The 25,599-nt window shown below is 66.3% G+C and carries 24 protein-coding genes and 2 pseudogenes; 13 read left to right on the forward strand and 13 right to left on the reverse strand.

Annotated elements, in window-relative coordinates:
- Positions 1–496 precede the first annotated feature (496 nt).
- Complete coding sequence (locus G9373_RS30395; RefSeq protein ID WP_155755996.1) at positions 497–637, forward strand: hypothetical protein; 141 nt, start codon at positions 497–499, stop codon at positions 635–637.
- On the opposite strand, the gene phoU is transcribed toward G9373_RS30395, so the two are convergent.
- On the reverse strand, positions 638–1,285 hold the full coding sequence (phoU, locus tag G9373_RS30400) for a phosphate signaling complex protein PhoU (RefSeq protein WP_005254689.1): 648 nt from the start codon (positions 1,283–1,285) through the stop codon (positions 638–640).
- Between the two features lie 679 nt (positions 1,286–1,964).
- Here phoU and G9373_RS30405 point away from each other — a divergent pair.
- The gene (locus tag G9373_RS30405) at positions 1,965–2,219 is read left to right on the forward strand and encodes a hypothetical protein (protein WP_005568008.1); all 255 of its coding nucleotides are present in this window, start codon (positions 1,965–1,967) and stop codon (positions 2,217–2,219) included.
- Between the two features lie 40 nt (positions 2,220–2,259).
- On the opposite strand, the gene G9373_RS30410 is transcribed toward G9373_RS30405, so the two are convergent.
- A complete protein-coding gene (locus tag G9373_RS30410; RefSeq protein ID WP_054248875.1) occupies positions 2,260–2,622 on the reverse strand; it encodes a hypothetical protein in 363 nt (120 codons plus the stop codon).
- A gap of 291 nt (positions 2,623–2,913) precedes the next feature.
- On the opposite strand from G9373_RS30410, the gene G9373_RS46845 reads away from it, so the two are divergent.
- Positions 2,914–3,330 carry a recombinase family protein gene (locus G9373_RS46845; protein ID WP_240483104.1) on the forward strand — a complete coding sequence of 139 codons (417 nt, stop codon included), beginning with the start codon at positions 2,914–2,916 and terminating at the stop codon, positions 3,328–3,330.
- Between the two features lie 129 nt (positions 3,331–3,459).
- On the opposite strand, the gene G9373_RS46850 is transcribed toward G9373_RS46845, so the two are convergent.
- A complete protein-coding gene (locus G9373_RS46850) occupies positions 3,460–3,756 on the reverse strand; it encodes a hypothetical protein (protein ID WP_240483105.1) in 297 nt (98 codons plus the stop codon).
- Between the two features lie 819 nt (positions 3,757–4,575).
- Positions 4,576–5,784, reverse strand: coding sequence for a fatty acid desaturase (locus tag G9373_RS30420; protein WP_167118370.1), 1,209 nt, complete (start codon positions 5,782–5,784; stop codon positions 4,576–4,578).
- Between the two features lie 744 nt (positions 5,785–6,528).
- On the opposite strand from G9373_RS30420, the gene G9373_RS30425 reads away from it, so the two are divergent.
- Complete coding sequence (locus G9373_RS30425; RefSeq protein WP_054248502.1) at positions 6,529–7,959, forward strand: DUF2252 domain-containing protein; 1,431 nt, start codon at positions 6,529–6,531, stop codon at positions 7,957–7,959.
- A gap of 2 nt (positions 7,960–7,961) precedes the next feature.
- The gene (locus G9373_RS30430; protein WP_054248501.1) at positions 7,962–9,308 is read left to right on the forward strand and encodes a diacylglycerol kinase family protein; all 1,347 of its coding nucleotides are present in this window, start codon (positions 7,962–7,964) and stop codon (positions 9,306–9,308) included.
- Between the two features lie 132 nt (positions 9,309–9,440).
- Here G9373_RS30430 and G9373_RS30435 read toward each other — a convergent pair whose 3' ends face one another.
- Positions 9,441–10,100 carry a TetR/AcrR family transcriptional regulator gene (locus G9373_RS30435; protein WP_167118373.1) on the reverse strand — a complete coding sequence of 220 codons (660 nt, stop codon included), beginning with the start codon at positions 10,098–10,100 and terminating at the stop codon, positions 9,441–9,443.
- An 89-nt stretch (positions 10,101–10,189) separates the two neighbouring features.
- Here G9373_RS30435 and G9373_RS30440 point away from each other — a divergent pair, with 89 nt between their 5' ends.
- The 4 genes and pseudogenes from G9373_RS30440 to G9373_RS30455 form a co-directional block, all read left to right on the forward strand.
- Complete coding sequence (locus G9373_RS30440) at positions 10,190–11,737, forward strand: bifunctional 3-(3-hydroxy-phenyl)propionate/3-hydroxycinnamic acid hydroxylase (protein ID WP_205627414.1); 1,548 nt, start codon at positions 10,190–10,192, stop codon at positions 11,735–11,737.
- 10 nt (positions 11,738–11,747) lie between these two features.
- Entirely contained in the window at positions 11,748–12,593 is an 846-nt protein-coding gene (locus tag G9373_RS30445; RefSeq protein ID WP_054248499.1) for an alpha/beta fold hydrolase, read from the forward strand.
- Between the two features lie 6 nt (positions 12,594–12,599).
- Entirely contained in the window at positions 12,600–13,661 is a 1,062-nt protein-coding gene (locus G9373_RS30450) for a VOC family protein (protein ID WP_167118376.1), read from the forward strand.
- Between the two features lie 129 nt (positions 13,662–13,790).
- Positions 13,791–14,593, forward strand: a pseudogene (locus tag G9373_RS30455) (zinc ribbon domain-containing protein); the annotation flags it as partial.
- 77 nt (positions 14,594–14,670) lie between these two features.
- Here the strand turns inward: G9373_RS30455 and G9373_RS47800 are convergent.
- The 3 genes and pseudogenes from G9373_RS47800 to G9373_RS30470 all read right to left on the reverse strand — a co-directional run.
- A pseudogene (locus tag G9373_RS47800) lies at positions 14,671–14,883 on the reverse strand (sigma factor); the annotation flags it as partial.
- Positions 14,880–15,266 (reverse strand): YciI family protein, encoded by a 387-nt coding sequence (locus G9373_RS30465; protein WP_167118379.1) that lies wholly within the window; start codon positions 15,264–15,266, stop codon positions 14,880–14,882. The gene G9373_RS30465 and the pseudogene G9373_RS47800, both read right to left, overlap by 4 nt.
- A gap of 135 nt (positions 15,267–15,401) precedes the next feature.
- Positions 15,402–16,109, reverse strand: coding sequence for a TetR/AcrR family transcriptional regulator C-terminal domain-containing protein (locus G9373_RS30470; protein ID WP_005568002.1), 708 nt, complete (start codon positions 16,107–16,109; stop codon positions 15,402–15,404).
- Positions 16,110–16,197: 88 nt separating this feature from the next.
- On the opposite strand from G9373_RS30470, the gene G9373_RS30475 reads away from it, so the two are divergent.
- Together G9373_RS30475 and G9373_RS30480 are read left to right on the forward strand one after the other, a co-directional pair.
- Positions 16,198–16,392 carry a CsbD family protein gene (locus tag G9373_RS30475; protein WP_005254699.1) on the forward strand — a complete coding sequence of 65 codons (195 nt, stop codon included), beginning with the start codon at positions 16,198–16,200 and terminating at the stop codon, positions 16,390–16,392.
- 126 nt (positions 16,393–16,518) lie between these two features.
- Entirely contained in the window at positions 16,519–17,721 is a 1,203-nt protein-coding gene (locus G9373_RS30480; protein WP_005568000.1) for an acyl-CoA desaturase, read from the forward strand.
- 41 nt (positions 17,722–17,762) lie between these two features.
- Here the strand turns inward: G9373_RS30480 and G9373_RS30485 are convergent, their stop codons facing one another.
- A complete protein-coding gene (locus G9373_RS30485) occupies positions 17,763–18,065 on the reverse strand; it encodes a WhiB family transcriptional regulator (RefSeq protein ID WP_054248495.1) in 303 nt (100 codons plus the stop codon).
- A gap of 308 nt (positions 18,066–18,373) precedes the next feature.
- On the opposite strand from G9373_RS30485, the gene G9373_RS30490 reads away from it, so the two are divergent.
- On the forward strand, positions 18,374–19,528 hold the full coding sequence (locus tag G9373_RS30490; RefSeq protein WP_167118382.1) for an acyl-CoA dehydrogenase family protein: 1,155 nt from the start codon (positions 18,374–18,376) through the stop codon (positions 19,526–19,528).
- Between the two features lie 11 nt (positions 19,529–19,539).
- On the opposite strand, the gene G9373_RS30495 is transcribed toward G9373_RS30490, so the two are convergent.
- Both G9373_RS30495 and G9373_RS30500 read right to left on the reverse strand, forming a co-directional pair.
- Positions 19,540–20,475 carry a LysR substrate-binding domain-containing protein gene (locus G9373_RS30495; RefSeq protein WP_054247435.1) on the reverse strand — a complete coding sequence of 312 codons (936 nt, stop codon included), beginning with the start codon at positions 20,473–20,475 and terminating at the stop codon, positions 19,540–19,542.
- Positions 20,476–20,569: 94 nt separating this feature from the next.
- The gene (locus G9373_RS30500; protein WP_240482901.1) at positions 20,570–21,979 is read right to left on the reverse strand and encodes an MFS transporter; all 1,410 of its coding nucleotides are present in this window, start codon (positions 21,977–21,979) and stop codon (positions 20,570–20,572) included.
- Positions 21,980–22,492: 513 nt separating this feature from the next.
- On the opposite strand from G9373_RS30500, the gene G9373_RS30505 reads away from it, so the two are divergent.
- A complete protein-coding gene (locus G9373_RS30505) occupies positions 22,493–23,476 on the forward strand; it encodes a zinc-binding dehydrogenase (RefSeq protein WP_167118385.1) in 984 nt (327 codons plus the stop codon).
- Positions 23,477–23,506: 30 nt separating this feature from the next.
- On the opposite strand, the gene G9373_RS30510 is transcribed toward G9373_RS30505, so the two are convergent.
- Together G9373_RS30510 and G9373_RS30515 are read right to left on the reverse strand one after the other, a co-directional pair.
- On the reverse strand, positions 23,507–24,286 hold the full coding sequence (locus G9373_RS30510) for an alpha/beta fold hydrolase (RefSeq protein WP_246859934.1): 780 nt from the start codon (positions 24,284–24,286) through the stop codon (positions 23,507–23,509).
- Between the two features lie 9 nt (positions 24,287–24,295).
- Positions 24,296–25,486: a CaiB/BaiF CoA-transferase family protein gene (locus G9373_RS30515; RefSeq protein WP_054247439.1), complete on the reverse strand. Its 1,191-nt coding sequence runs from the start codon at positions 25,484–25,486 to the stop codon at positions 24,296–24,298.
- Positions 25,487–25,599: the final 113 nt, after the last annotated feature.

The raw sequence follows: 25,599 nt of genomic DNA on the forward strand, positions 1-25,599 counted from the left end.
CCCACCCCCTGAGCGCATCCCGAACCCTCGGCCGGACAACCGCCGGTCCACGACCGACATCGCCGGCGTGGCCGAGGCCCTCACCGGTGGGCGGCTGCTTCCCCGCCGCGGCGCCGAGAACGATCCCCGCGTCCAGTGACGGGCCACCCACGGCACCGACCACCCCGGCGGCCCACCACATCCGCGACCCGCACGGCCGCGGTGAGTGCCCGCAACCGGATCGGGCGGGTGAGCGTGGCCGGGGTCGTGACGGTGTCGGCGGGGGTGGTCTGCCTGGCGTTGGGTGCGGTGTCCGGCGCCGCGTTGGTGTTCGGGATCGGTGTGCTGACCGCGCCGGCGATGATCCTGATCGCGGTGACCACCGCCGGGTTCCTCGCCGCCGGTGCGGTATTGATCGCCCGCGCCCGCCCGCATCGAGCGGAGCGATCGGCGGCCGGTGAATGGTCCCCACCGCCGCTGTCCGACGACCACACCGATCAACGACGGAAGGCAATCCATGACCGACGTACCGGTCGAGTGCCCCGCGCGAGTGAACACCACCGAATGGATCAAGGCCCACCTCGAGCGGATGGGCCACGCCGACCCGGCCGGCGACACCCGGCACGAACCCGACCTGAGGACCCACCAGCCCGAATAGTCATTCGTCGGGAAATTCTCCGGTGATCACGAAGATGACGCGGCGACTGATCTCGACGGTGTGATCACAGAACCGTTCATAGAACCGGCCCAGCAGCGTGATGTTCACCGCGGACGCGGCCCCGTACAGCCAGTCGTCGCCCTTGGTGGCGGCGAACAGCCGGCGGAGCAGCTCGTCGGTCCGCTCGTCCGCCCAGATCAGGTCCAACGCGGCCGCCTCGTCTCGGGTCCGCAGGACCTCCCGGGCCGCCGCCGCCTGCGCCGCCGCCGCGACGCCCATGTCCGAGATGATGGCTCGTAGCTCGAAGGGAACGACCGGCTCGGGGTGGTGCAGCCGCGCCACCTCGGCGATGTGCGCCGCCAGGCTGCCCATCCGTCGCAGGTCCGCGATGTTGTGCATGCCGCCGATCAGGGCCCGCAGGTCCAGTGCCACCGGTTGCTGACGGGCAATCAGGGTGAGCGCGCGATGATCGAGTTCCCGACCCCGGGTGTCGATGTCCGCATTCAGTTCGGCGGCCCGGTCCGCCGCAGTGAGGTCAGTATCGAGCAGAGCGCGCGTGGCGCGATCGATCGCAACCTCCGTCAAGGCACACAGCTCGACGAGGTCATCTTTGATCTCCGCGAGTTCTTCGTCGAAGTGTTCCCGCATCGTCCCGGATTCCCTCTCCGATCGAAACTCCGCTGTCCGAGCACCGCTCGGCGGCACGCTGCCCGGGAATACCCCCTCCCGGGGAAAACAGTCCTTCTCGCGGGGGAATCCCGGCCGTGATGGTGGCCTGGTTGCCCGGGCGGGACAGGGCTTCTGACGTTTCCCCGGGGGCATGGCCGATCACCACGGCGGCTGAGCGGGGTCGACCGCCCGGATCAGTCGCGTTGCTCCCCGGGTACGGTGTCGGCGGCTTGGCCGGCCCGAACGGACTGGTCGTAGTGGTCGACGATCGACGCCTGTTTCATCGGACGGGGTCGATTCGGCACGCACGATGAACTCAGCGCGGCGCGCTTCGATCGCCACCCGGTGCTCCCAGTACGAATCCGATCGTCCGCGCGATACTCCTGGAACCCCCATCAGGGTCTCCTCTCCATCCGTACCCGGCCCGAGACTCTTCGGCCATGTTGTCGCGATGCTCGGTGTTGTCGCATCCGAACCATGAGCCCGGCCGCCCCATTCTTTCGTAATGGACGAGAATCCGCCGGGGGGAGCCGAAGTGCACTGCCCTGTCGGCAGAGCCACGCCCCTTGGCCGAAGCCGGATTGCGCGGGAAGTCGGGGTGTGCTGCCCCGCGAACATGGTGGCAGTCAGGCGGCCGCCGTGCCTCTTCCATGCGAGAATGACATCCGTGCCCGACCAGCCGAACAGCAGCGCACCCGGCCGATTCACGGTCGGCGCGAAGGTGTGGTTCCGGGACGGTGCCGGCGGCGACCACATCGCCCGGCTACCCGGCACGGTCGTTGAGGACTACGGCGACGAGGTCGCCGCCAACGCGCACCTGGGCCGCGACTGGGCGCCCGTCCGGCGGTGGGCCGTCGCGTTGGACGAGGGTCGGCTCGTCTTCAGCGACGGTCACGACCTCGAGGACCGGTGACCCGGACCGGACGATCAGGGTCGATCCGAGCCGGGAACGCCTACTCCGCGGCCGCCGCGGCGATCGACATTCGGGTGTCCGGGTACCAGCCCCGCAGCCAGCCTGGCCACCACCGGCGGCGCGCGATCACCTCGGCACCGGCCACCTCGGAACCGATCACCTCGGAACTGGCCTTCGGCGCCGCCTCGGGCTCGACGGCAACGACGGGCACCAGCCCCTGAAGTTTCTCTCGGGCGAGCCGCTCGACCAGAAGCGGAACGAAGTCCCGCACCTTCCCGGTCGCGAAGTGCTCGTGCGCCGAGCGCACCACCTGTTCGATGCCCTCCCGGGGCACGTCCGGGAACCGCGTACCGAGACGGTCGATGACTTGGTCTATGTGCAGCAACTCTTCATCGTGCGTCATGAGAAAATCCTCCGCCGAGCCACAGGCGGGGTCAACGAGTGGATCGAAGACCTCGACGATCCTCGTCGTGATCCTCCTCGCACACGTGCGCGAATCCACCGGAACGCCGGTACAGGGCAGCAACCGCGACCAGCAATGCATCGCACGGCCGTCTCATTTCCTTGGACATGGGACGGTGATCCAACCACCGCCGGAGCACTGCAAACGCCCAGGCCACGGCGTCTCATAAGTTAGTGCCACAATTGCGTGTCATAACATTTGTGCGGACATAACTTTCGGTACGCCCCAGGTATGGAATTGGGGTATGCGCGGGTGTCGACGAGCACGCAGGACCTCGCCCGGCAGATCGACGCGCTCACCAAGGCGGGGGTCGATCCGGCGAATATCTACGTGGACAAGAAGTCCGGGGCCACCACCGAGCATCCCGGGCTGTTGGCCTACGCCCGCACGGGCGATGTCATCGTGGTCCACACCCTCGACCGGCTCGGCCGCACCGTATGCGACACCCTGAACCTGATCCACGACCTGCACCAGCGGGGCATCGGCTTCCGAAACCTGGCCGACCCGATCCGGATCGACTCGACGAACCCGGACGATCCGATGGGACCGTGGTCCTATTGGCGCTGTTCGGGCAGATGGAACGCACCTATGCGGTCGAGCGGGCCTCACCGACGCCCAACTCGCCTACGCCACTCAGCTACGGAATGACGGTGCCACCATCGCCGAGATCACCGACAAGACCGGGCTGACCCCTCGACCCTGTACCGGCATCTCCCGACACGGCCGGCGGAGAAGGTCACCGCCGAACCCACGCCGACAGAGGGAAAGCCACCGCCATCAACGATTTCGGTGGCGGTGCCACCGGCTGCCGGACCGCTGGTTTGCCCGAGCTGCGGTCACGAACCCACCACTCGTCGGGACCTCGTCCCGCACCGCGCCGACCTGGCCACCGTCTGGCTGCATCTCGACGACCGCGGCAACCCACGCCAGGCGCACCACTGCGCTCGCTGCCAGCCGCACGAGCACGTGCTTTCCCTCTGCTGCCACCGCTGCGGCGACGGCCCGCTGGTCACCGGCACGCAGCCCGGCACTGACGATCCTCCGGCTTCGGTCCTGGCGTGGCTCGAACGGCAAGGATGGACAGCGGAGCCGGATCTTCTGTGCCCCAATCACTCCTGACGTCTTGGAATCACGGGCATCCCGTCTCAGCACTGCGTCGGCCCGCCCCCGCATCGCGATGTCGACTGAAGGAAACGCCAGGGAATTGAGACAGATCGCGGTGGCCATACCGTGAGACACAAGATGAACCCGCAGGTCGCAGCGTCTGACAATGTCATCGGCAGTGAGACCCACATCGATTCAGGGGACACCGCAGATGGCCGAAGTTGGGCACTCAGACCGAGACCGGGCAGTAATGTGCCCCGACGTCGGGGGGGTGACGTCGGGGCGGAGGGTTCCGAGAATCTAATGGGGGGAGGAATCCCGGAACTGCGCAAAGAATACCGCAAAGAATACCGCAAAGAATACACAGCGACACCGACATGAGATCGTGCGGCTACCGTCCCGCGGTCTGGGCGACTTGGGCGGGGTTCACAACCCGCCCCGCCTGGGGTTACGCGCCCCGGCACGGCGGAATCCGGACCGCGGCCTCGCACCGGCGGCCGAAAAAGTGCGAGGAACCCCTGTTCACGGCCGCCGCGGCCGGGCACCCGCAGACCTCCCACCCCACCAAGCACTGTTCCGGACCCAGGGTGTGACGGTTGGGACACCAGGTCGAGGTAAGACTCCGAGTACCGCATGCCGCAACCGATCTCCGCGCCATCGGTCAGCCAGGGTTGATCCCGTCGGCAGTCACTACGACGCGGACCGCACTGATCATTCCGCGCCCCTCCCCGCGACCGCGGATTTCTTCGGCGCACGGGTGTGTCCGCGGATTCCTTCGGGGCACGGATGTCAGACTCCCGACCGAGCGTGAAGCGCGGTCAACAGCCCACGGCGATTACCCGTGAGCGGATCGATCTGCGGGGGCGAATCGGTGAACTTGCGTTCCGATGCAGTCTCGGGTGCGTCGTCGGCGGTTGCCCTGAGGAACTTGTTCGGCAGCGCCAGCTTGGCGATGGTCCGCCACGACTTGAAGTACTGCACCGGCAGCGAACCCGTCGTGTAGGGCAGGTCGTACTTCTGGGCCAGCGCCTGCACCCGCACGGAGATCTCACGCAGGCGGTTGCTCGGCAGGTCCGGGAACAGATGATGTTCGATCTGGTAGCAGAGGTTGCCACTCATGAACTCCATGACCGGGCCGGCCTCGAAGTTCGCGCTACCGAGCATCTGCCGCAAGTACCACTGACCCCGCGTCTCGTTTTCGAGGTCCTTCGTTGTGAACTTCTCGGCGCCGTCAGGAAAATGACCGCAGAAGATCACGGCGTTCGTCCACACGTTGCGGATCATGTTCGCCGTCAGGTTCGCGGTGAAGGTCGTCAGGAACGCCGGACCGGTGAGCGCCGGGTAGACGACGTAGTCCTTGCGCACCTGGCGGCCGACCTTCTCGAGCACCTCGCGGCACCTGCGCTCGAACTCCTCACGAGCGACACCGCCCGTAACCACCTTGCCGAGCTCGAGGTGCTGGAGGGCAACGCCGTATTCGAAGAACAACTGCAGCAACAGGTTGTAGACCGGGTTGCCGACGCTCAGCGGCGTCCACTGCTGATCGCGAGTGACCCGCAGCATGCCGTAGCCCACGTCGTCATCCATGCCCAGCACATTCGTGTACTTGTGGTGAACGTAGTTGTGGGTCTGCTTCCAATGCTCCGACAGCCCGGCGATGTCCCATTCCCAGAACGACGAGTGGATCTCCGGATCGTTCATCCAATCCCACTGACCGTGCAACACGTTGTGACCGAGTTCCATGTTCTCGATGATCTTGGCGGTGCCGAGCATCGCCGCGCCAGCAACCCAGGCCGGCGGAAACAGGCTCGCGAACAACAGTGCACGCCCGCCGATTTCGAGTGACCGCTGCAGCCGGATGGCGTTTCTGATGTACCGGGCATCACTCTCCCCGCGCGAGGCTTCGATGTCTCGTCGGATCGTGTCGAAGTCGATCCCGAGAGCCTCGACATCGGCCTCGGTCAGGTGGGCGTACATCTTGACATCCGAAATCGCCATGAGGCGACGCTAGTGCAGGTTACGCAACCGTAGGTTACGCGCAGATGAGATGTGAGTTAGCTAGGACGGTATTCCTTCCTCCATGCGGGCGACACCTCACAGAACTAAGGATCGAAACCGCGCGTGTGCCGCCTCATGTGGCCGCGGCGGGCATCGGGCGCGTCCCGCTTTCGGATACCGGTGGCAGCGGTCAGTGGTCCGGTGGGCACCACTCACCGTCTCCGCGCTGGGGGTTCTCGCCTGCGTGACAGAAGGATCTCTCTTCGGAGTGGTGTCTACCTGCTGCTCGGCGTAGTGAGCACACTTGGGCTTCTCATCGGGCTGCACGAGGTCGCGGCATCCGCGGCCGACACCGACCATCTGGTCGCCACCGCGCCCGACGAGCCAAATAGCGCAACCTCGATCACAAGCGAGCAACTCTGCGAGGATCGCGGTCTCCGCTCGTCGGGTGCGAGCGCGGAACCCTCTCCCCGGGACCGAGGTCGTTGAGCAACCCGTAGATCGATATCAACCCGCGCGGGTGCACGGCCTGACCGGCTGCTTCTGATCCGGGTCGCGGTAGTGGCTCCACGGGTGAAGATCCGAGGACCAGGCTGGACAATGGCGTAACCGAAGGGTCCGAGACCACCGATTTCCAGCACCGGGCGCGCCGGTCGCGCAAGATGGTGGGGCCGGTCCGATGTGGGCCGTGGTCATCCCGACCACCCCTGATCCGCGGACGAAGGCCACCCGAGGGACCACACCATGACAGAACGAGACCCCTTCCCCGATCCAGCACCCGCCGGTGCGCCCAACCGTCCGACCCGGGCGGCACGGATCGAATACGGCGACACGGTACGGCGCCGAATCCCATTCGACGCCATGGCCGAACACGCACCGGCCCGCGACCGGGACCCGGTCGGCCTGCTCGAGTCTCAGGCGGCCACCCGGGTCCCCGACCTGGTCCCCATCCGGTACGGGCGGATGGTGCAGTCACCGTTCGCGTTCTACCGCGGCTCCGCCCTGGTGATGGCCGACGACCTCTCCCACGCCCCGGAAACCGGCCTGCACACCCAACTGTGCGGGGACGCCCACCTGAGCAACTTCGGACTGTTCGCCACACCCGAGCGCAAACTCGCCTTCGATGTCAACGACTTCGACGAAACCTATCCCGGCCCGTTCGAATGGGACGTCAAACGACTCGTCGCGAGCCTCGCCGTCGCCGGCCGCGCCAACGGGTTCAGCCGGAAACAGCGCAAACGGATCACCCGCGCCTGCGCGGCCGAATACCGCGAGACCATGACCTACCAGGCCGACCGCGGCGAGCTCGCGGCCTGGTACTCCCACATCGACGCCGCCACCGAGCTGGATCAGCTCCGCGACGTCCTGGACTCCTCGACCCGCAAACGCGTCCGCAAGACGATCGACAAATCCCGCGGCCGCGACAGCCTGCAAGCACTGTCCAAGCTGACCACCCTGGTGGACGGGCAGCCGCGGATCGTGAGCACGCCCCCGCTGATCGTGCCGATCGAGGAGGTCTTCACCGGCACCGAAGCCGAACAACTCGACCGGGAGCTGATCCGGCGAATGCGCGACTACCGCGACACCCTGCAACCCGCCCGCCGTCTCCTGTTCGATCGATTCGAGTACGTCCAAACGGCACGGAAAGTCGTCGGGGTGGGCAGCGTCGGCACCCGGGCCTGGATCGTCCTGCTCCGCGGCCCCGGCGGCGACCCCCTGTTCCTGCAGGCCAAGGAGGCAGGGCCGTCGGTCCTCGAAAAGTACGTCGACGGCCCGGCATTCACGAATCACGGCGAACGCGTCGTGTCCGGGCAACGCCTGATGCAGGCCGCCAGCGACATCCTTCTCGGCTGGCAGCAGGGACCCGACGCCGACGGCGCGGTACGGGACTACTACATCCGCCAGCTGCGCGACGGCAAGGGCTCGGCCGTCATCGAGACCATGAATGCCGACGCCATGGCGATGTACGGGCGGTTGTGTGCCCGGGTGCTCGCGTATGCGCATGCCCGCGCCGGTGACCGGTTCGCCATCGCCGGGTACCTCGGTTCGGACGACGACTTCGACAAGGCACTGACCGGATTCGCCGAGACCTACGCCGACCAGAACGAACGCGACCACGCCGCGTTGCGGAAGGAGATCGACGACGGCTGGATCACCGCACACCCGGGAACATGACGATGAGCGACAACCGATCCACCGCCCCCGACACCACGACCGGAACCCGCCGCTGGTGGGCGCGGGCGGCGTTCGCACTGGCGATCCTCGCGGTGGCGGTGCCGCTGGTGTCCGCCGGCCTGCTCAGCACCATCGGGAGCCTCCTCGTCGGAGTCGGCGGCGTCGCCGTCATGGTCGCCGCCCTGTACTGGTTCCTCGCCAGTCGCGGTGTCCTGCGCTGGATCTCGCTGACGATCGCGATACTGTCACCGATCGTCGTCCTCGTCCTCTTCATCCGCGCCCACCTGCTCGCCGAGGTCGTCGCCTCCGTTGTCCTCGCGCTCCTCACGGTGCCCTGCGCCCGCGCCGCCCTGCGCGGACGAACCTCGGACACCGCCGTCCGCGAGGCGCCCGCCCCACCGGTACGGCATCCGGTGCTGATCATGAACCCACACTCCGGCGGCGGCAAGGTCGCAAAATTCGACCTGCAACGCAAGGCCGAGGAACTCGGCGCCGAGGTGGTCCTGCTCGAAGGACCCGGCACCGTCGACGTCACCGACCTGGCCCGGCAGGCGGTCGTCCGCGGCGCCGACCTGCTCGGCGTGGCCGGCGGCGACGGGACCCAAGCCCTCGTCGCGGGGGTCGCAGCAGAAAACGACCTGCCGTTCCTGGTGATCAGCGCCGGCACCCGCAACCACTTCGCGATGGACCTCGGCCTCGACCGCGCCGATCCCAGCCGGTGTCTCGACGCCCTGCGCGACGGCGTCGAGCTCGCCGTCGACCTCGGCCGGATCAACGGCCGCCCGTTCGTCAACAACGCCTCCTTCGGGGTCTACGCCGAGGTGGTCCGCAGCCCCGCCTACCGCGACGACAAGACCGGAACCGTGCTCCAGATGCTCCCGGACCTGCTCGCCGGACAATCCGGTGCCCCACTCATCGCCGAAATCGGGAACGTCACCGTAAGGAACCCGCAAGCGGTGCTGGTGAGCAACAACCCCTACGGCACCAGCGATCTCGCCGGCCTGAACCGTCGAGATCGACTCGACCGCGGCGTCCTCGGCGTCGTGACCGTCTCGGTCGCGAGCGCCCACCAGGCGGTCGGGCTGCTGCGCCGCGCGAACGTCCGGGGCCTGACCCAGCACACGACCACCGAGGTGATCGTCGACGCCGACACACGTCAGACCCCGGTCGGCGTCGACGGCGAATCGCTGCTGCTGACCACCCCGGTGCGGTGCACGATCGAGCCCGGCGCCCTCCGCGTCCGGGTACCCCGCGACCGCCCCGGGGTCCGTCCCGCCGCACCCACCGTCGACTGGGTCCGGCTCCGCGAACTGGCATGGCACCGTCAGGCCGCGTCACCACGCACTTGAGACGCAGCAGTACCCGGCCGCACAATTCAAGCGCCAAATACGCTGCCAGAAAGGCATTTCAGAATCCACGCCTGTGACGGGTCCCGACTCGGCGATCCCGCGGTCATCTCCCGCTTCGAAGTTTGGCCAGGCTCACTCCTCTTGTCCCGACTGCAGCAGTCTTACGGCCGATTCGAAGATCAACCGAGTGTGCAAATCGAACAGCTTGATCAAGTCCACTGAATCCCCTCCGACTTCCTTGGCGATGAACAAGCCATCGGCGCCGGCGATGGCATAGGTGGTGAGCAGACGCACGTTCTCCTCATCGAGTCCAGGAGCGACGTCGCGCACAATCTGCGCGAAATGGTGGAACGCGTTGTCGCGGACCTGAAGAAACATCTCGCGTGCCCGCGGTTCGACCGGACGGTGCTCGAGGGCCAGCATCAGCCCCAGGCGCAGGAAATCAGGCGCATCCAGCAGCGCCTTGGCCACCTGCGTCCCCAGCTCGAACGCCAGCGTCCGGGCGGCCTCCCCGCCGGGCAGCTCGAGTGCGGCGAGCCACCGCTGGTAGCTGCGCTCGATCACCGCGGCGATCAGGTCGTCCTTGTCGGTGAAGTGCCAGTAGACCGACGTCGGCGGCAGGCCGCTCTTCTTGCTGACCAGTGAGATGGTGGTGCCGTCGTAGCCGCGCTCGGTGGCCACCTCGGTGGCCACCTCGAGGATTCGCTCGCGCGACTGCTCGCCGTTGGTGCGGGTGCGCCGCGGCGCACGGGCCGTGGGCTTCGAATCCCCAGCGGGGGTGGGCGTTGTCACGCTGCCTCCTTGTCGGGTGTTGACGATCACACAAACCAAGCTTACTGTATGGAGCGCTACATTAACAAATCAGGACGAAGGAGTCGATCGTGACCGATCAGATGACTTACGACGTGGCGATCGTCGGCTACGGCCCGGTCGGCGTCACCGCCGCGAACCTGCTGGGCCAAATGGGCCTGAAGGTCCTCGTGGTCGAACGCGATCCCGACATCTATGCGCGCGCCAGGGCAATCTCCACCGACGAGGAAGTGATGCGTATCTGGCAGCAGATCGGGCTGGCCGACCGCCTCAACGCCGATATGCAGCCCGGCTGTGGTGCGAACTTCGTCGACTCCAAGGGTGTGCCGTTCGTGCAGCTGCTGCCGGTATCCCGGGGTAACGGGCACCCGCCGCAGCAGTTCCTCTACCAGCCCGCGCTGGAGCAGGTGCTGCGCGCCGGGGTGGACCGGTTCCCCAACGTGTCGGTCCTGCTCGAACACGAGTGCCTGCGAGTCATCCAGCGCGCCGACTCCGTCGAGTTGATGCTCGCGGATCTCACCGTCGACGAATTCCGGAGAATCCGGGCCTCCTATGTAATCGCCGCCGACGGCGGCTCGAGCTCGATCCGCGGTCAGCTGGGCATCGGATTCGGTGGGCGGACCTACGCCGAGCGCTGGATCGTCATCGACACCAAAGTCCTCGAGGAATGGCCGGGCCATGACCGGCTCCGGTTCCGCTGCAACCCCGAACGGCCCACCGTCGACTGCCCCACTCCGCTGGGTCACCACCGTTGGGAATTCCCGGTGCGCGACGACGAGGACGAGCGCGACCTGCTCAACGAGGGCGCGATCTGGAAGGTGCTGCGCGGGCAAGGAATAACCGAGGAGAACGTCAAGATCCTCGGCTTCGCCTGCTACAGCCACCACGTCCGGTTCGCCGACCGGTGGCGGGTGGGCCGGGTCTTCCTGGCCGGCGACGCCGCCCATGCGATGCCGCCGTGGATCGGCCAGGGCATGTGCGCCGGCGTGCGCGACGTGGCGAACCTGTGCTGGAAGCTCGGCGCGGTGCTGTCCGGATCGCTGCCCGAATCCGTGCTCGACACCTACCAGGCCGAGCGGCTACCGCACGTACAAGAGGTGACCAACCGCGCGGTCAAGACCGGCAAGCTGATCATTCAGCACAACCCTTGGCGCGCGGCGGCACGCAACCACATCTTCCGCACCGCGAGCAAAGCACCCTTCTTCCTCACCTGGCTGCGCGACCATCGATGGATCCCCGATGCCCGCTACCGCGACGGTCTCGTCGCCGACAACGGCAACGGCGCCGCCGGTTGGCTGATTCCTCAGCCCCGGGTGATCGACGAGAAGGGCGACCCGGTGCGCCTCGATGACGTCGTCGGCGGCCGCTGGACGGTGCTGCACACCGGCCCGGCAACGGACTTCCGGGCCTGGCGAACCGCTGGCGTCCCCACCCTGCAAGTCACTCCATCGCACAGTGTTCCGAGCGCCGACTGCATCGTCGACCGCGACGGATCGCTGACTCGTTGGCTGAAGAGGAAGGGCGCCTCCGTGGTGGTCGTGCGGCCCGACGGGTTCGTCTACGCCGGCGCAGAACAGGATCAGCCGCTGCCGCCACCCCCGGCCGGATTCGCGGCGTAAAGGAGAAGCAATGACCACCGACACCCTGAACGAACGCGTCCTACGCGTCAACGGAAAAGACATCTTCGTCGCCGACACCGGCACTGGTCCGCCCGTGGTGCTGCTGCACGGCGGCGGGCCCGGCGCATCGGGCGTATCGAATTACTCGCGCAACATCGAACCCTTGGCCCAGCACTTCCGGGTCCTCGTGCCCGATATGCCCGGTTACGGCCGCTCGGCCAAGGGCGTCGACGGCAGCGATCCGTTCGGATACCTCGCCGATCACATCCGGGGAATGCTCGACGTCCTCGGCATCGACCGGGCGCACCTGGTGGGCAACTCCTACGGCGGAGCATGCGCGCTGCGCCTGGCCCTGGATACCCCGCATCGGGTCGACAAGCTCGTGCTGATGGGCCCCGGCGGCGTCGGAACAACCCGCGGACTCCCCACGGCCGGCCTCAAAAGCCTGCTCGGCTATTACGGCGGCGACGGGCCGAGCCTGGACAAGCTGCGCACGTTCATTCACACGTATCTCGTCTACGACGGCGATGCCGTGCCGGACTCGCTCATCCAAACCCGGTACGAGTCCTCGATCGACCCCGAGGTCGTCGCCAACCCGCCCCTGCAACGCCCGTCGAGTCCGCGCACGCTGTGGCGGATGGACTTCACCCGGGACCCACGGCTAGCCAGGCTGGCGACGCCGACGCTGGTGATGTGGGGGCGAGATGACAAGGTCAACAAGCCACGCGGCGCAGCGATGCTGGGGCGACGGATGCCCAACGCCGACGTCCTGCTGACCGCCAATACCGGCCACTGGGTCCAGTGGGAACGGGCGGACTTCTTCAACGCCGTCACCACCGCATTCCTGAAAGGCTGATATCGAATGTCCACCACCATCACCCCCTCGGTGTTCGGCAACGTCCACCTGGGTTATGTCGTCGTCGAAACCGACAAGTTCGGCGACTGGAAACGCTTCGGTCGCGAGGCAATCGGGATGCACCTCGACGACATGACACCCGACATGGTGCGATTCCGCCTGGACGCCAACGAATGCCGCGTGCTGCTGCGGCGCGGGCCGGCCGAAGACGTCGTCACAGTGGGTTGGCACCTCGACGACGATGCCACCTTCGACGAGATCTCGCGGCGCGTCGTCGACCACGGGGTGCCTGCCGTCGAGGGCACGGACGAGGAAGCCGAGCTACGCGGCGTCGAACGGTTCCTGAGATTCCCCGGACCCAACGGCTTGACCCAGGAGACCTACACCACCGCCCGCACCTCACCTCTGCCACTGGACATCCCCGGCAGCGGATTCGTCACCGGCGCAGGCGGACTCGGTCACGTGGCGCTCACCACGAAGAAGCCGCAACTGGTGCGCGGGTACTACAACCACGTCTTCGATGCGCGACTGTCGGACTACATCGACGAGACGATCAACGGTATGAAGCTCAAGATCCGCTTCCTGCGGGTCAACGAACGTCACCACTCGGTGGCGATCGCGTCGGTGAACATCTTGCCGATCAACCCGATTCGCACCCGCATTCAGCACATCAACGTCCAGGCGGCCACCCTGGACGACATGGTGGCCTCGTATCAACGGGTCAACGAACTCGGCTTCGAGATGGCGCTGACGGTCGGTCAGCACACCAACGACAAGGAGCTGTCCTACTACGCGCGAACGCCATCGGGGTTCGAATGGGAGGTCGGATGGAACCCGATCATCGTCGACGAAGCCACCTGGAAACCCACCACCCACCAAGGGATCAGCATCTGGGGTCACACCCAGGAGGGACAGACCGTCATCGACAAACTCAGTCAATTCGAGGTGGCCGCACAATCCTTGCTTCATCGCGAAGACACCATAGCGGCGCTCAGCGCTCCCGGGATCGCCGACGACCAACTACCTCGACCTGAGAAACTGACGCGTGTCCGTGCTGGTGGACGGTGACGGCTTCGTCGGATCTTCGGGTTGCCGGTTGTGGCCCGTTGCCGAGGTAGACCCCGACACTGCACTGGACGTTGTCACTTTCGACTGTGGCATCGAACTCGACAGACTGATCGGTCCGTACGCCCGGGCGGGTTGGTCTCGGACTATCGGGGTTTCACGTACGACGACCGAGGCCTCGGGATCAAGCTGGCCCGCCTGCAAACCGAAGGGCAGCTGCTGCACCGCAAAGCGGCTCGCCTGCGCCGGCTCGCCGCGACCGCACCCCCCGAGGTCCGCGCCCAGCTGGAGGCGAAGATCGCCGTCCTCGACGGGCACCGCACCGCTGTCGGCGTCAAACGGGGAAAGATCAACCGGGAAATGGCGTTTCACTTCGGCCGTCAGGTTACCGACTTCGCTGCCGCGGCGGGCGCGACGGTGATCGCGGTGGAAGACCTCACCACCCTTGAAACCCGCGGGCACGGGCGCGTGAACAACAATCGGGCCGCGCAATCAGCCCGCCGCAAAGCCGTCGACGCTCTCACCCACATCGCCGCCGGCGTCGGTGTGACGGTGGTGTCCGTACCGGCACGCGGATCCTCGGCGTTGTGTCCGGGCTGCAACGAACCTCTCACCCGGCCGGGTGGTTACCATCGGGCCTGGTGTGCGCGGTGCAAAGTCGGCGGACATCGTGACCATGTCGCGGGCGTGAACCTGGCCAAGCGGGCATTGCTGGGACGCGGACAAGCCGTTCGCAAGCGCGGGGACAGTCCGCAGATCCGGGTGATCGAGCATGCGCCGGTGAACCGATGCCTCGACAAGAAGAGTCCCACTCCGAGCAGGCCGCGGCATCGCCGTGTCCGTCGCAGTGCTCCCGCCGCGACACCCCCGGTGGGGTGAACCAGACCAGGATTGTTCCTGCGCCACAAGCGTCGGTGTGGGACACGGTAAAGCCTGCAACACCGCAGCCCGTCACCACCCTGGACTGTTCACCGACCTGGGCGAGCTTCTCCCGGCCGAGCCGGGCCCGCCGCAGCCGGTCGATCGCGTTGTTGCGGGCCGCAGTGAGCAGCCACACCACGGGGTCGCTCGGAACGGTGTCGCCCCACTTGCGCAACGCGAGAGCACACGCATCCTGCAGCGCATCCTCGGCGAGTTCGAAGTCGCCGAGCACGTGGATCAGGGCTGCGAGCATCCGGGCCCGGTGCTCCCGGTACACCTGCTGCAGCCCCGGTTCGACATTCATTCGCCGCCGGCCGTCACATTCGCCGGACGGTGGTCCAGGCCCGGCACATCGACGATGGGCCGCACCTCGATCGACCCCAGCTCGGCCAACGGGCACAGGGCCGCGAGCTCCAGGGCTTCGTCCAGATTGCGGCAGTCGAGGACATAGGCGCCGCCGAGGTGTTCGTGCGTCTCGGCGAAGGGGCCGTCGGTGGTCAGCGTCCGACCGTCCCGAACACTGACGGTGGTGGCGGTGTGTTCCGGCTGCAGCGGGTGCCCGGAGACGAAGACGCCGCGGCGGCGGCACTCGTCGGCGAAGGCGTTCACCCGGGCCAACGCCTCGGCGAAACCCGGATCGCCCGGTTCGGGCGGTTCACAGTTGTAGATCAACAGCATGTACTGCACAGGTCGCTCCTCTCACCCGCAACAAGTCGGCTGTAGAGAATGACGAACGAGCCAACCCTATCTCGACTCTTCGGCCCGATCGGTTTCGATATCAGCACCGTCGGCCCGCCCAAGTCGATGTTCCAGCGCTCTATATCACCGGCCGGGAGGAGGGCCGGGGTGCGTCAGCGTCGCGGTCAAGCCCGCGAGGAGGATGTCGACTCCGCGTTCGAGTTCGGCGGCGCCGTCGTAGGACGCCAGGACCGGCGCCAGACCCCGGAGTAGAGGGAACTCGCCGATCGGCAGGCGGTGAAGGCCGAGGCGCAGAAGGTCGTCGGACTCGTCGGGACGCTCGACGACTTCCTGCAGCTCGTTGAGGACGTGGCCGTAGAGGAAGCCGAACAACGCCCGATAGACGTGCAAGGCATCGGCGTCGGTGAAACCCGCCTTGGTGAGCAGGGCCAGGATGTTCTCGAGGGGACGCAGGGTGCCGAGCGGCCTGAGCCCGAGCGGCGTCGACAGCGGCCGGGTCACCAGAAGCGGCACCACCTGAGGATGGGCGAGGGCCAACCGGCGGAACCCCCGCGCGACCTCCCGTAGCTGGGTGGCCCAGTCGCCGTCGTCGGTGTCGACCTCGAGTTCTTCGAAGACGAGCTCGGCGACCCCGTCGAGAAGTGCGGCCTTGTTCGGGGCGTGGCGGTACAGGGTCATCGGGTCGCGGCCGAGTGCCTTACCGAGGCGGCGCATGGACAGCCCGTCGATTCCGTCACGGTCGATGATCTCGAGCGCGCACTCGAGAATCCGCTCACGGGTGATCGGGCCACCGTCGGAGTGGATCGAACGACGCTCGGGCACCTTCGCCATCACGACACCTTCCCTCATTTCCAACTGTAGGCCTAAACCGTAGATATACAGTGTTGACATGAGGGTCGCGTCCGGCGTTGACTTGGTTATGAGCATCGGAAAGAAGCTTCGACACAAGGCTGAAACCACTGAAGGCGTCGCCAAGAAGACCGTCGGGAAGGCACTCGGAAACGAGCGCATGGAGGCCGAAGGACGCGCACAGGAAACCAAAGGCAAGCTCAAGCAATCCGGCGACCAGATCAAGCAGGCAGGGCAGAAGATCAAGAACATTTTCAAACACTGACCCGCACTGCACACTGCCCGACACTCAGCCCCGTCCCGGTATCAGGCCGTCATCATGATCATTCCCGGAAGCCACTACTACTGACGCACAGCCGATCCGGGGTGGTACCGGAAACTGGAGTCGATCATGGCGATATCCGACATCAAGGAATACGCACACCTCACCGACGCGGACGTCGAGGCGCTCAGTGCCGAACTCGACGCCATCAGGCGGGACGTCACCGATTCACTCGGCGAGCGAGACGCCACCTACATCCACCGAACGATCGCCTTCCAGCGCGGGCTGGATGCCGCTGCGCGGCTGGTGATCCACGCAAGCCGGGCGCGAGCCGGGTGGGTTCTCGGGACCACGGCTCTCGCTGTGGCCAAGAGCGTGGAGAACATGGAGATCGGGCACAACGTGTCCCACGGCCAGTGGGACTGGATGAACGACCCGGAAATCCACTCCAGCACCTGGGAATGGGACATGGCGGGTCTGTCGTCCCAGTGGCAGTACTCCCACAACTATCGCCACCACGTGTTCAGCAACGTGGTCGGGATGGACGACGACCTCGGATTCGGCGTCATCCGCATCACCCGCGACCAGCCGTGGAAGCCGGACAATCTGCTGCAACCGCTGCGGAACCTGTTGCTGGCGGCCACGTTCGAATGGGGAATAGCCCTGCACGGTCTGTATTCCGAGCAGGCGCGCGCCGGCACAGGCACCGAGAAATCTGCCCACACACGAGCCCTGCTCGGCAAAATCGTGCGGCAGACGGGCAAGGACTACGTGCTCTTTCCCGCCCTCAGCGGGCGGCGGTGGCGGCGGACGCTGAAGGCGAACCTCGCCGCCAACCTGCTGCGAAACCTGTGGGCCTACGTCGTGATCTTCTGCGGTCACTTCCCGGACGGCGCCGAGAAGTTCACACCCGCCGAACTGGAGAACGAGACCCGGGCGGAATGGTATCTACGCCAGATGCTCGGCACCGCAAACTTCCGAGCCGGCGCCGTGCTGGCATTCCTCAGCGGCAACCTCTGCTACCAGATCGAGCACCACCTGTTCCCCGACCTCCCCAGCAACCGCTACCCGGAAATCGCGACGCGGGTCCGCGCACTGTGTGAGAAGTACGATCTGCCCTACACCACCGGTTCGCTTGCCAAGCAATACCTTTTGACCCTGCGCACCATCCACAAGCTGGCGCTCCCGGACCGGTTTCTGTCCGCGACCGCCGATGATGCTCCCGAGACCGCGTCCGAACTGAAATTCCGCACAGCATCCACCACGCCCGCGGACGGAGGCACCGGACGGCGCGCGGGACTCCGAACCGCGCTGCGCGCGGACCAGCGTTGAGCCGATACGCGGCGAGCGCTGACGCCGCGGACATCCCTCAGTCATGAGCGGTATCGACCGAGTCGCGGCGGTCGAAGATACCGGCGGTCCTTCTCCGTCGTGCCGCCCCAGACGCCGAATTGTTCACCGGTGATCAGTGCGTGATTTCGGCACTCGGTCCGGACCGGGCAGGGCTCGCAGACATGCTTCGCGGCTCGTTCTCGACGAATGCGTGCGCCCTGCCCTTCGCCCTCGCACGGAAAGAAGAGCGCGGTGTCCATGGACCGGCATCGCGCGTGCATCCGCCAATCCCAGTCCGGCACGGAGAGTGCGACCGGCTGGAGTTCGAAGCTGTGCTGAGACATCCTGCTCGCCTCTCTCGTGGGAAACGGTGTTCGCTCGACGCGCGGTCGTGGTGGCCGATGGGGCACGGGCACTTTCCGGCCATTCACTCTGTGAAGGGACTGTAAATACGGCCATTAAGTCCATCGGCCCTTCCGATCGCGCTCTGAGCCTTTGAACAGCATAGATAGGAACTATCCGGACCAAATGGTGGCACCGGATGCGGGCGAATGTCAACGCCCACCCTTGACGAATGCGTACATATTCGAGAATATGGCCGTACAAATTATCGGGTCTCCGCGGCCCCTCGCACCGATTCGGGAGAAGTGCAATGAGCTACAGGCTGAACGAGGAAGAGTCCTTCCTGGTCAAGACGGTCCGCGAGTTCGTCGACCGTGAGGTCAAGCCGTCGGTACAGGAGGTCGAGCACGCCAACGAGTACCCCGAGAAGTGGATCGAGCAGATGAAGCAGATCGGGATCTACGGTCTGGCGGTCCCGGAGGAGTACGGCGGATCACCGGTGACGATGCCGTGCTACGCGCAGGTCACCGAGGAACTGGCCCGTGGCTGGATGAGCCTGGCCGGTGCGATGGGCGGGCACACCGTCGTCGCGAAGCTGCTGTCGCTGTACGGCACCGAGGAGCAGAAGCAGCAGTACCTGCCGAAGATGGCGACCGGCGAGATCCGGGCCACCATGGCGCTGACCGAGCCCGGCGGCGGTTCGGATCTGCAGGCCATGTCCACCAACGCCAAGACCGACGGCGAAGACCTCGTCATCAACGGATCGAAGACGTGGATCTCCAACGCCCGCCGATCCGGCCTGATCGCGCTGCTCTGCAAGACGGACCCGAGCGCGACCCCCAAGCACAAGGGCATCTCGATCGTCCTGGTCGAACACGGTCCCGGTCTGACGGTGTCCCGAGATCTACCGAAGCTCGGCTACAAGGGCGTCGAGACGTGTGAGCTGTCGTTCGACGGTTACCGCACCCCCGCCACGGCGATCCTCGGCGGCACCCCGGGCAAGGGGTTCGCGCAGATGATGAAGGGCCTCGAGACCGGACGCATCCAGGTGGCCTGCCGGGCGCTGGGCGTGGCCACGGCGGCGCTCGAGGACTCGCTCGCCTACGCGCAGCAGCGGGAGAGCTTCGGCAAGCCGATCTGGAAGCACCAGTCGATCGGCAACTACCTGGCCGACATGGCAACCAAGCTGACGGCGGCACGACAGCTGACCTGGCATGCCGCCGAGCAGTACGACAGCGGCGACCGGTGCGACATGGAGGCCGGCATGGCCAAGCTGTACGCGTCCGAGGTGGCGATGGACATCGCCCTCAACGCGGTGCGCATCCACGGCGGCTACGGCTATTCCACCGAGTACGACGTCGAGCGGTACTTCCGGGACGCCCCGTTGATGATCGTCGGCGAGGGCACCAACGAGATCCAGCGCAACGTCATCGCCGGCCAACTGGTGGCACGCGGAGGGCTCTGATCCGCGCGCGACTAGTTGTCCGGCTTCCAGCGGGCGGACGGCCACTCACCGCGCTCGACGGCGTCACGCATCTGGCGGACGAGCAGATCGGCCACCGCGTGGATGGCAGGCGGGATCCGCGGGGCGCTCGGTAACGCGAGCGCGACGGTGCGCTCGACCGCCGGGGAATGGAGCGGCGCCGCACTGAGCAGACCGCTGACGACATCACCGGCAACGGCGATGCCCGGCAGGATCGTCCAGCCGTGACCAGCTCGCACGAGCCGCTTCTGGATGCTCACTTCGTTGGTCTCGACGACGATGTTCAGGACGATGTCCAGTCTCGCGCACGCCTCCGCTACCAATGTCCGAATTCCGTGGGGCGCACTGGGCATCACGACCGGGTGGCTCGCGACTTCGTCGAGGGTGACCGGTCGGCCGGTGTCGAGACCGCCGTCGGGCGGTGCAACCGCCCAGAGGTTTTCGGCGAGCAATGCTCGCACGTTGAGCGACGACGTGGATTTCAGGTTGTAGAGCAGGCCGAGGTCGATGTCACCGGCATCGAGCCACTGCCGCACGTGTCCGGCGTAGCCGGACACTATTCGCAGCCGGACGGCGGGATGCTCCTGCAATACGGCCGCGACGAGTCGTTCGGCGAGCAGTTCGGAGGTGGAGGACAGAAGTCCGACCGTCACGATCCCTTGCAGCACCCCCGGATTCGGTCGGATCTCGGCCCGCGCACGCTCGAGTTCGGACAGCACCCTCCGGGCGCGCTCGAGCATGAGCCGGCCGGACTCCGTCAATTCCATTCCCGCACGGCTACGTTCGAACAGCGGGACACCCAGTTCCTGTTCGAGCGTGTGAATTTGGCGTGTCACCGCCGGCTGAACCAAGTGGAGTAGTTCGGCTGCGCGGGTCACGCTCCCGGCGTCCGCCACCGCAACGAGTGCAGTCAACTGCTTGACGTCCACCGGACGACCCACCTTCCCGAGCTACCCGCCGGCCCGCACCATCAGCAGGCGATATGTAGGAGCGAGATCGATCACAACAGAGAATACCAATTTCTCAACCCTGGACGGTGGTGATCGGTGTCCCCTTCGAGGCCGAGTGCTGCGCGCGGTCGGTCGGTCCCGGGGCTGCCGTCGTGGCGATGAGGTTGACGTCCTTGGTCTCACGCATGAACACGTAGGTGATCAGTGAGATGGCCGCGCAGATCGAGACGTAGACGAAGAACCAACTCTCCCGGCCCGCGTCGCGGAATGCCAGAGCGATGTATGGGGCAGTGCCCCCGAACACGGCGGTGGCGATGCTGTACGGGATGGCAACACCGACCGTTCGTACTCCGGTGGGGAACAGTTCGGCCTTGACCACCGCGTTGACCGACGAGTACCCCACCACGAACACCAGGCCGAGGACGGTGAGCACCAGGCAGGTGAGCCACGTGGGATTGTTCTGCATTCCCTGCAGGATCGGATACGTTCCGATCGTGGTGCCGATGCCGAAGAAGATGAGGACGGGCCGCCGGCCGATGCGGTCGGAGACGTAACCACCGATCGGCAAGAGGACCAGGAAGACGACCAGTCCGATGAAGCTGATCGTCGAGGCCTGCGACTTCCCGAGGCCGACGCTGTTCACGAAGTAGCTGGTCAGGTAGGTGGTGTAGGTGTAGTAGGCGACGGTGCCACCGAGGGTCAGGGTGAAGACGACGACGGCGGCGCGCCGGTTGCGCCATACCTCGGCCAGTGTTCCCCGGCGATCTTCGGTATCGACGGTTTCGGCAACCGAGTAGGCCGTCGTCTCGTGCATTCCGCGCCGCAGGTAGAAGACCGCGACGGCGCCGACGGCACCCATCGCGAACGGCACTCTCCAACCCCACGACGTCAGCTGTTCGTCGGACAAGCAGAACTGCAAGACGATGAGGACCAGCAGGCCGGCGAGCTGACCCAGGGTGACGGAGATGTATTGGAAACTCGCCCCCAGACCCCGCCAGCCCTTCTTGGATACCTCGGTCAGATACGCTGCCGACGCGGCATACTCGCCACCGACCGACAGTCCCTGCAGGATGCGCGCGGTGACCAACAGGCAAGCTCCCAGATTGCCGGCCGTCGCGTAGTTCGGCGCGAGAGCGATCATCAAGGCGCTCGCAGACATCATTCCGACGGACACCGTCAGGCCGGCTTTGCGGCCGTTGCGGTCCGACAGACGCCCGAGCAACCAGCCGCCGAGAGGCCTCGCCAGGAATCCGACGGCGAAAATGGCCGCCGTGTTCAGGAGCTGCGCGGTGCGGTCGTCGCTCGGAAAGAACTGTCCGGCAAAATAGATTGCGAAGGTCGAATACACGAACCAGTCGAACCATTCGATCATGTTGCCGATGGAACCGACCAGCACCGACTTGACGTAGTGACTGCGCGAACGAGGCGGTTCCTCGGATCGATCATCGGTTCTGTGAGCTTGCGGCGGTGTGGATGGGGTCATGGCGACTCCTCGTGGTGGGAATGGATTCTGCAATGGCTGCGGGCTTCACCGATCGACGATCCGGTCCGTCACGAACCCGCCTCAGGGGCTGAGGGTTTCGGCGCCGCGGGGATGCACTACGTTCCGTGGGTTGTCGGCGTCGAGTACCGCACACCGGTCATGCACCGCACCCCCCTGCAGCCTGCGCTACTTCGCCTCGAAGTAGTTATCTGGGTCTCACTTCGTTGTAGTGACTCAGGTGATTCTGCTACCTGATGGACCGGGCGCGATAATGCCAAATTCTGATGGAGTGATGACGAGCAGGCATGGCCACCAGCAGAGTGAAACCGACTGCGCCGCACATTGTTCGGACGCTATTTGTCCGGAAGCCCCGTACGCGATTTCTCTTGCCGCCGCCGGCTGCGTGCGATACGGTGACCGCCATCCAGGAAGGCGCGCCGAGCGGCTATCCGATGCGTCCTCCAACTCCCAGCACCGACTCACCCAAGCGAGGCATGAATGCGTGCAGCATGCGTGACCACACCCGGCGTCGTCGAAGTTCGCGACTTCCCCCGGCCGGTCCCGGAGCCGAACCAAGTGCTCGTGGAGATGCGATACGCCTCGATCTGCGGTTCCGACGTCCACATCGTCTTCGACGGATTCCATGACCCGGCACTCCTCGGGAGACCCGGATATCCGGGCCACGAAGGCGTGGGAATCGTTGTTCGAAGCGAGGATTCGAGGGTCGAAGTCGGACGTCCGGTGCTTACCGTCCCCCACGGTCAGCGCGGTGGTTGTTTCGCCGAGTTCCAGGCCGTCGACGCCAGTCACGTGATCACGTTGAACGAGGGCGCAGACCTTCGGCGCATGCTGCTCGCCCAGCAACTCGGTACCACCCTCTTCGGGATGAAGAAGTTTCTGCCCGCCGACACCCCGGTCGAGCGTATGCCCCAGACCGCGGCGGTCATCGGCGCCGGCTCCTCGGGTCTGTTCTACCTGCAGCACTTGATCGCTCGGGGCGTCGAGGTCATCGTCGCCGACCTGGACAAGGACCGCCTCGCCATCGCTGAACGGCTCGGCGCGGCACGGACCGTCCTCGAACCGGTCGAGTCGATCTCCGACGTCGTGCTCGACGCGACCGGCGGCGTCGGTGCGGACGTGGTGATCGAGGCCGCGGGTTACGACCTCGCCCGTGCCGCCGCGGTCGAAGCCGCGCGTATTCGCGGGACGGTCGGATTCTTCGGTTACCCCGAATCGAAGGGCAACGCCCCGTTCCCCGTGGAGCGTTCATTCCGCAAATCCCTGACCATGGAGTGGGTCAACGGTACGCAGTCCGAGGCCGGGCTGCTGTCGTTCCGGGCGGCAGTCGAGGCCATCGATACCGGAATGATCGAGGTCGACCACTGCCTCGAGAAGATGTTCGACCTCGAGGACACTCCCGCCGCACTCGCCGCCGCCCGCGACCACGGCCACGGTGCCGCGAAGGTCGGTATCGTCATGCCCGGATCCGGTGACTAGTGCGCCTCAACCCAACTCGCCAGCGAGTTCTCACGGTGCGGTGAGGAAGCTGATCGCCGCGGCGCCCGCGACAGTGCGATCTTCTTCGAAGTACGCGTGCCGTGCGCCGGGGAGCAACTGCACGCGGGCATTCGGGATCCGCTCGGCGAGCAGGGGAGCGTTGTCGACCGGGGACAGAAGGTCCTCGGTCCCGTGCAGGACGAGGGTCGGCGCACTGATCGACGGAAGCGCATCCCACGCGTCGTGGCCGTTGCTGGCCCGCAGGTGGGCGAGCTTGGCGTGCGCGGGCATGCCCGGGTCCCCGAGGGTGCTGTAGGGACCGGGATTTCGACCGAGCCAATCCTGCGTGTACATCAACTCGAGCAGGGCGCGGCGTGACCGGTCGGGATCGGGTTGCGCCAGGCTCGCTCGGACTTCCCTGCTGCGCTCCACCGCGTGCGTTCCGCCGGGTGAGGTGCAGCCGAGGATCAGTGTGTGGACACGCTCCGGGTGGCGCGCGGCGACCCACTGCGCCACCCGGCCTCCCATCGAGGTGCCGTAGACGTGCGCCCTCTCGATGCCGAGGGAGTCCAGCACGCGGATCGCGTCATCGGCGAACAGTATTGTGCTGTATTCGGTCTCGGGTTTGTCGCTCGCTCCGGTTCCGCGGTAGTCCACCGTGATGGTGCGGAAGTGCGTGTCGAAGTCCGCGCGAACGCGGTCCCACCAGTGGTGATTGTTGGCCTGACCGGCGAGCAGCAGCAGCGGCGGTCCGCCGCCGCTGACCTGGTACGCGACACGCGTTCCGTCGGACGCCACTGCATGGGGCACTGCCGGCCCTCAGACCGTGTCTGCCGTGTGCAGCCCGGAGATCGCGCCGTCGGTGTAGCCGAGCTCCCCCAGGATGGCATCGGTGTGCGCGCCCAGAGCCGGAACCGGATCGAATCGAGGTTCCACACCACTGAGGTTCGCGGGCGGCAGCAACGCCCGAACCGGGCCGCCCGGGGTAGCCACCTCACGCCAACGGTCACGGCCGGCCAGGGACGGGTGGGACAGAAAGTCGTTTACGGTGCCCAGCCTGCCGTTGGCGATCGACACCTTGTCGAGCAGGGCGAGGGCGTCGTCGGTGCTGAGCAGACGCGTCCGCTCGGAGATCAGAGCGTTGCATTCCTCACGGTGCGTCACCCGCGCGGAGTTTCGGCAGAAGCGCGGGTCGGTGGAGATCGACTCGTCGCCGAGCACCTCCGAGCAGAACGCGGACCATTCGCGGTCGTTCTGGATCGACAGCAGGACCGTGCCGTCGGCGGTGGGGAACGGGCCGTACGGGGCGATCGTCGCGTGTTCCGCTCCGACCCGGCTCGGCTGCCGGCCACCGTATTCGGTGTAGTAGGCGGGAGATCCCATCCATTCGCCGAGCGCCTCGAACAGAGCGACCTCGACCGCGCGGGCCGTGCCGGTGGTTGCGCGCGTGTACAGCGCGGACAGGATCCCGCTGTAGGCGTACATGCCGGCCGCGATGTCGGCGATCGACACTCCGACCTTGGACGGGCACTCGTCGGGGCCGGTCAGCGACATCAGACCGGATTCGCCCTGGACGAGCATGTCGTAGGCTTTGCGATCGGACCAGGGACCGGTGTTGCCGTAGCCGGACACGTCGCACGGAATCAGCGTGGGGTACCGCTGTTGGAGCGACTGGGCGTCGAGGTTCATTCGGGCTGCCGCGCCAGGAGCCAGGTTCTGCACGAAGACATCCGCTGTGGACAAGAGCTTTTCGAGGATGTTGCGGCCCTCGTCGGACTTCAGGTCGAGGGTCAGAGACTCCTTGGACCGGTTGAGCCAGACGAAGTAGCTCGATTCGCCGTGCACGGTCTCGTCGTAACGCCGGGCGAAGTCGCCGGCGTCGGGACGTTCCACTTTGATGACGCGGGCACCGAGGTCGGCCAGTTGCCGGGTCGCGAACGGTGCGGCAACTGCTTGTTCGATGCTCACGACGGTGATCCCCGCGAGCGGTAGGGCGGTCTGCGATGCCATGGAGCCAGCCTTCCTCGAAATGTACGGCCATTTTGCCTCTATGTACCGACCATCGTCAATCGGGTGGGTGCCAGGTTTTACACGTACTTGAGGTTGTCGGCCGTACCCGGCCG

The organism is Rhodococcus sp. A14 (genome assembly GCF_011603105.1).
Lineage (GTDB): Bacteria > Actinomycetota > Actinomycetes > Mycobacteriales > Mycobacteriaceae > Rhodococcus_F > Rhodococcus_F opacus.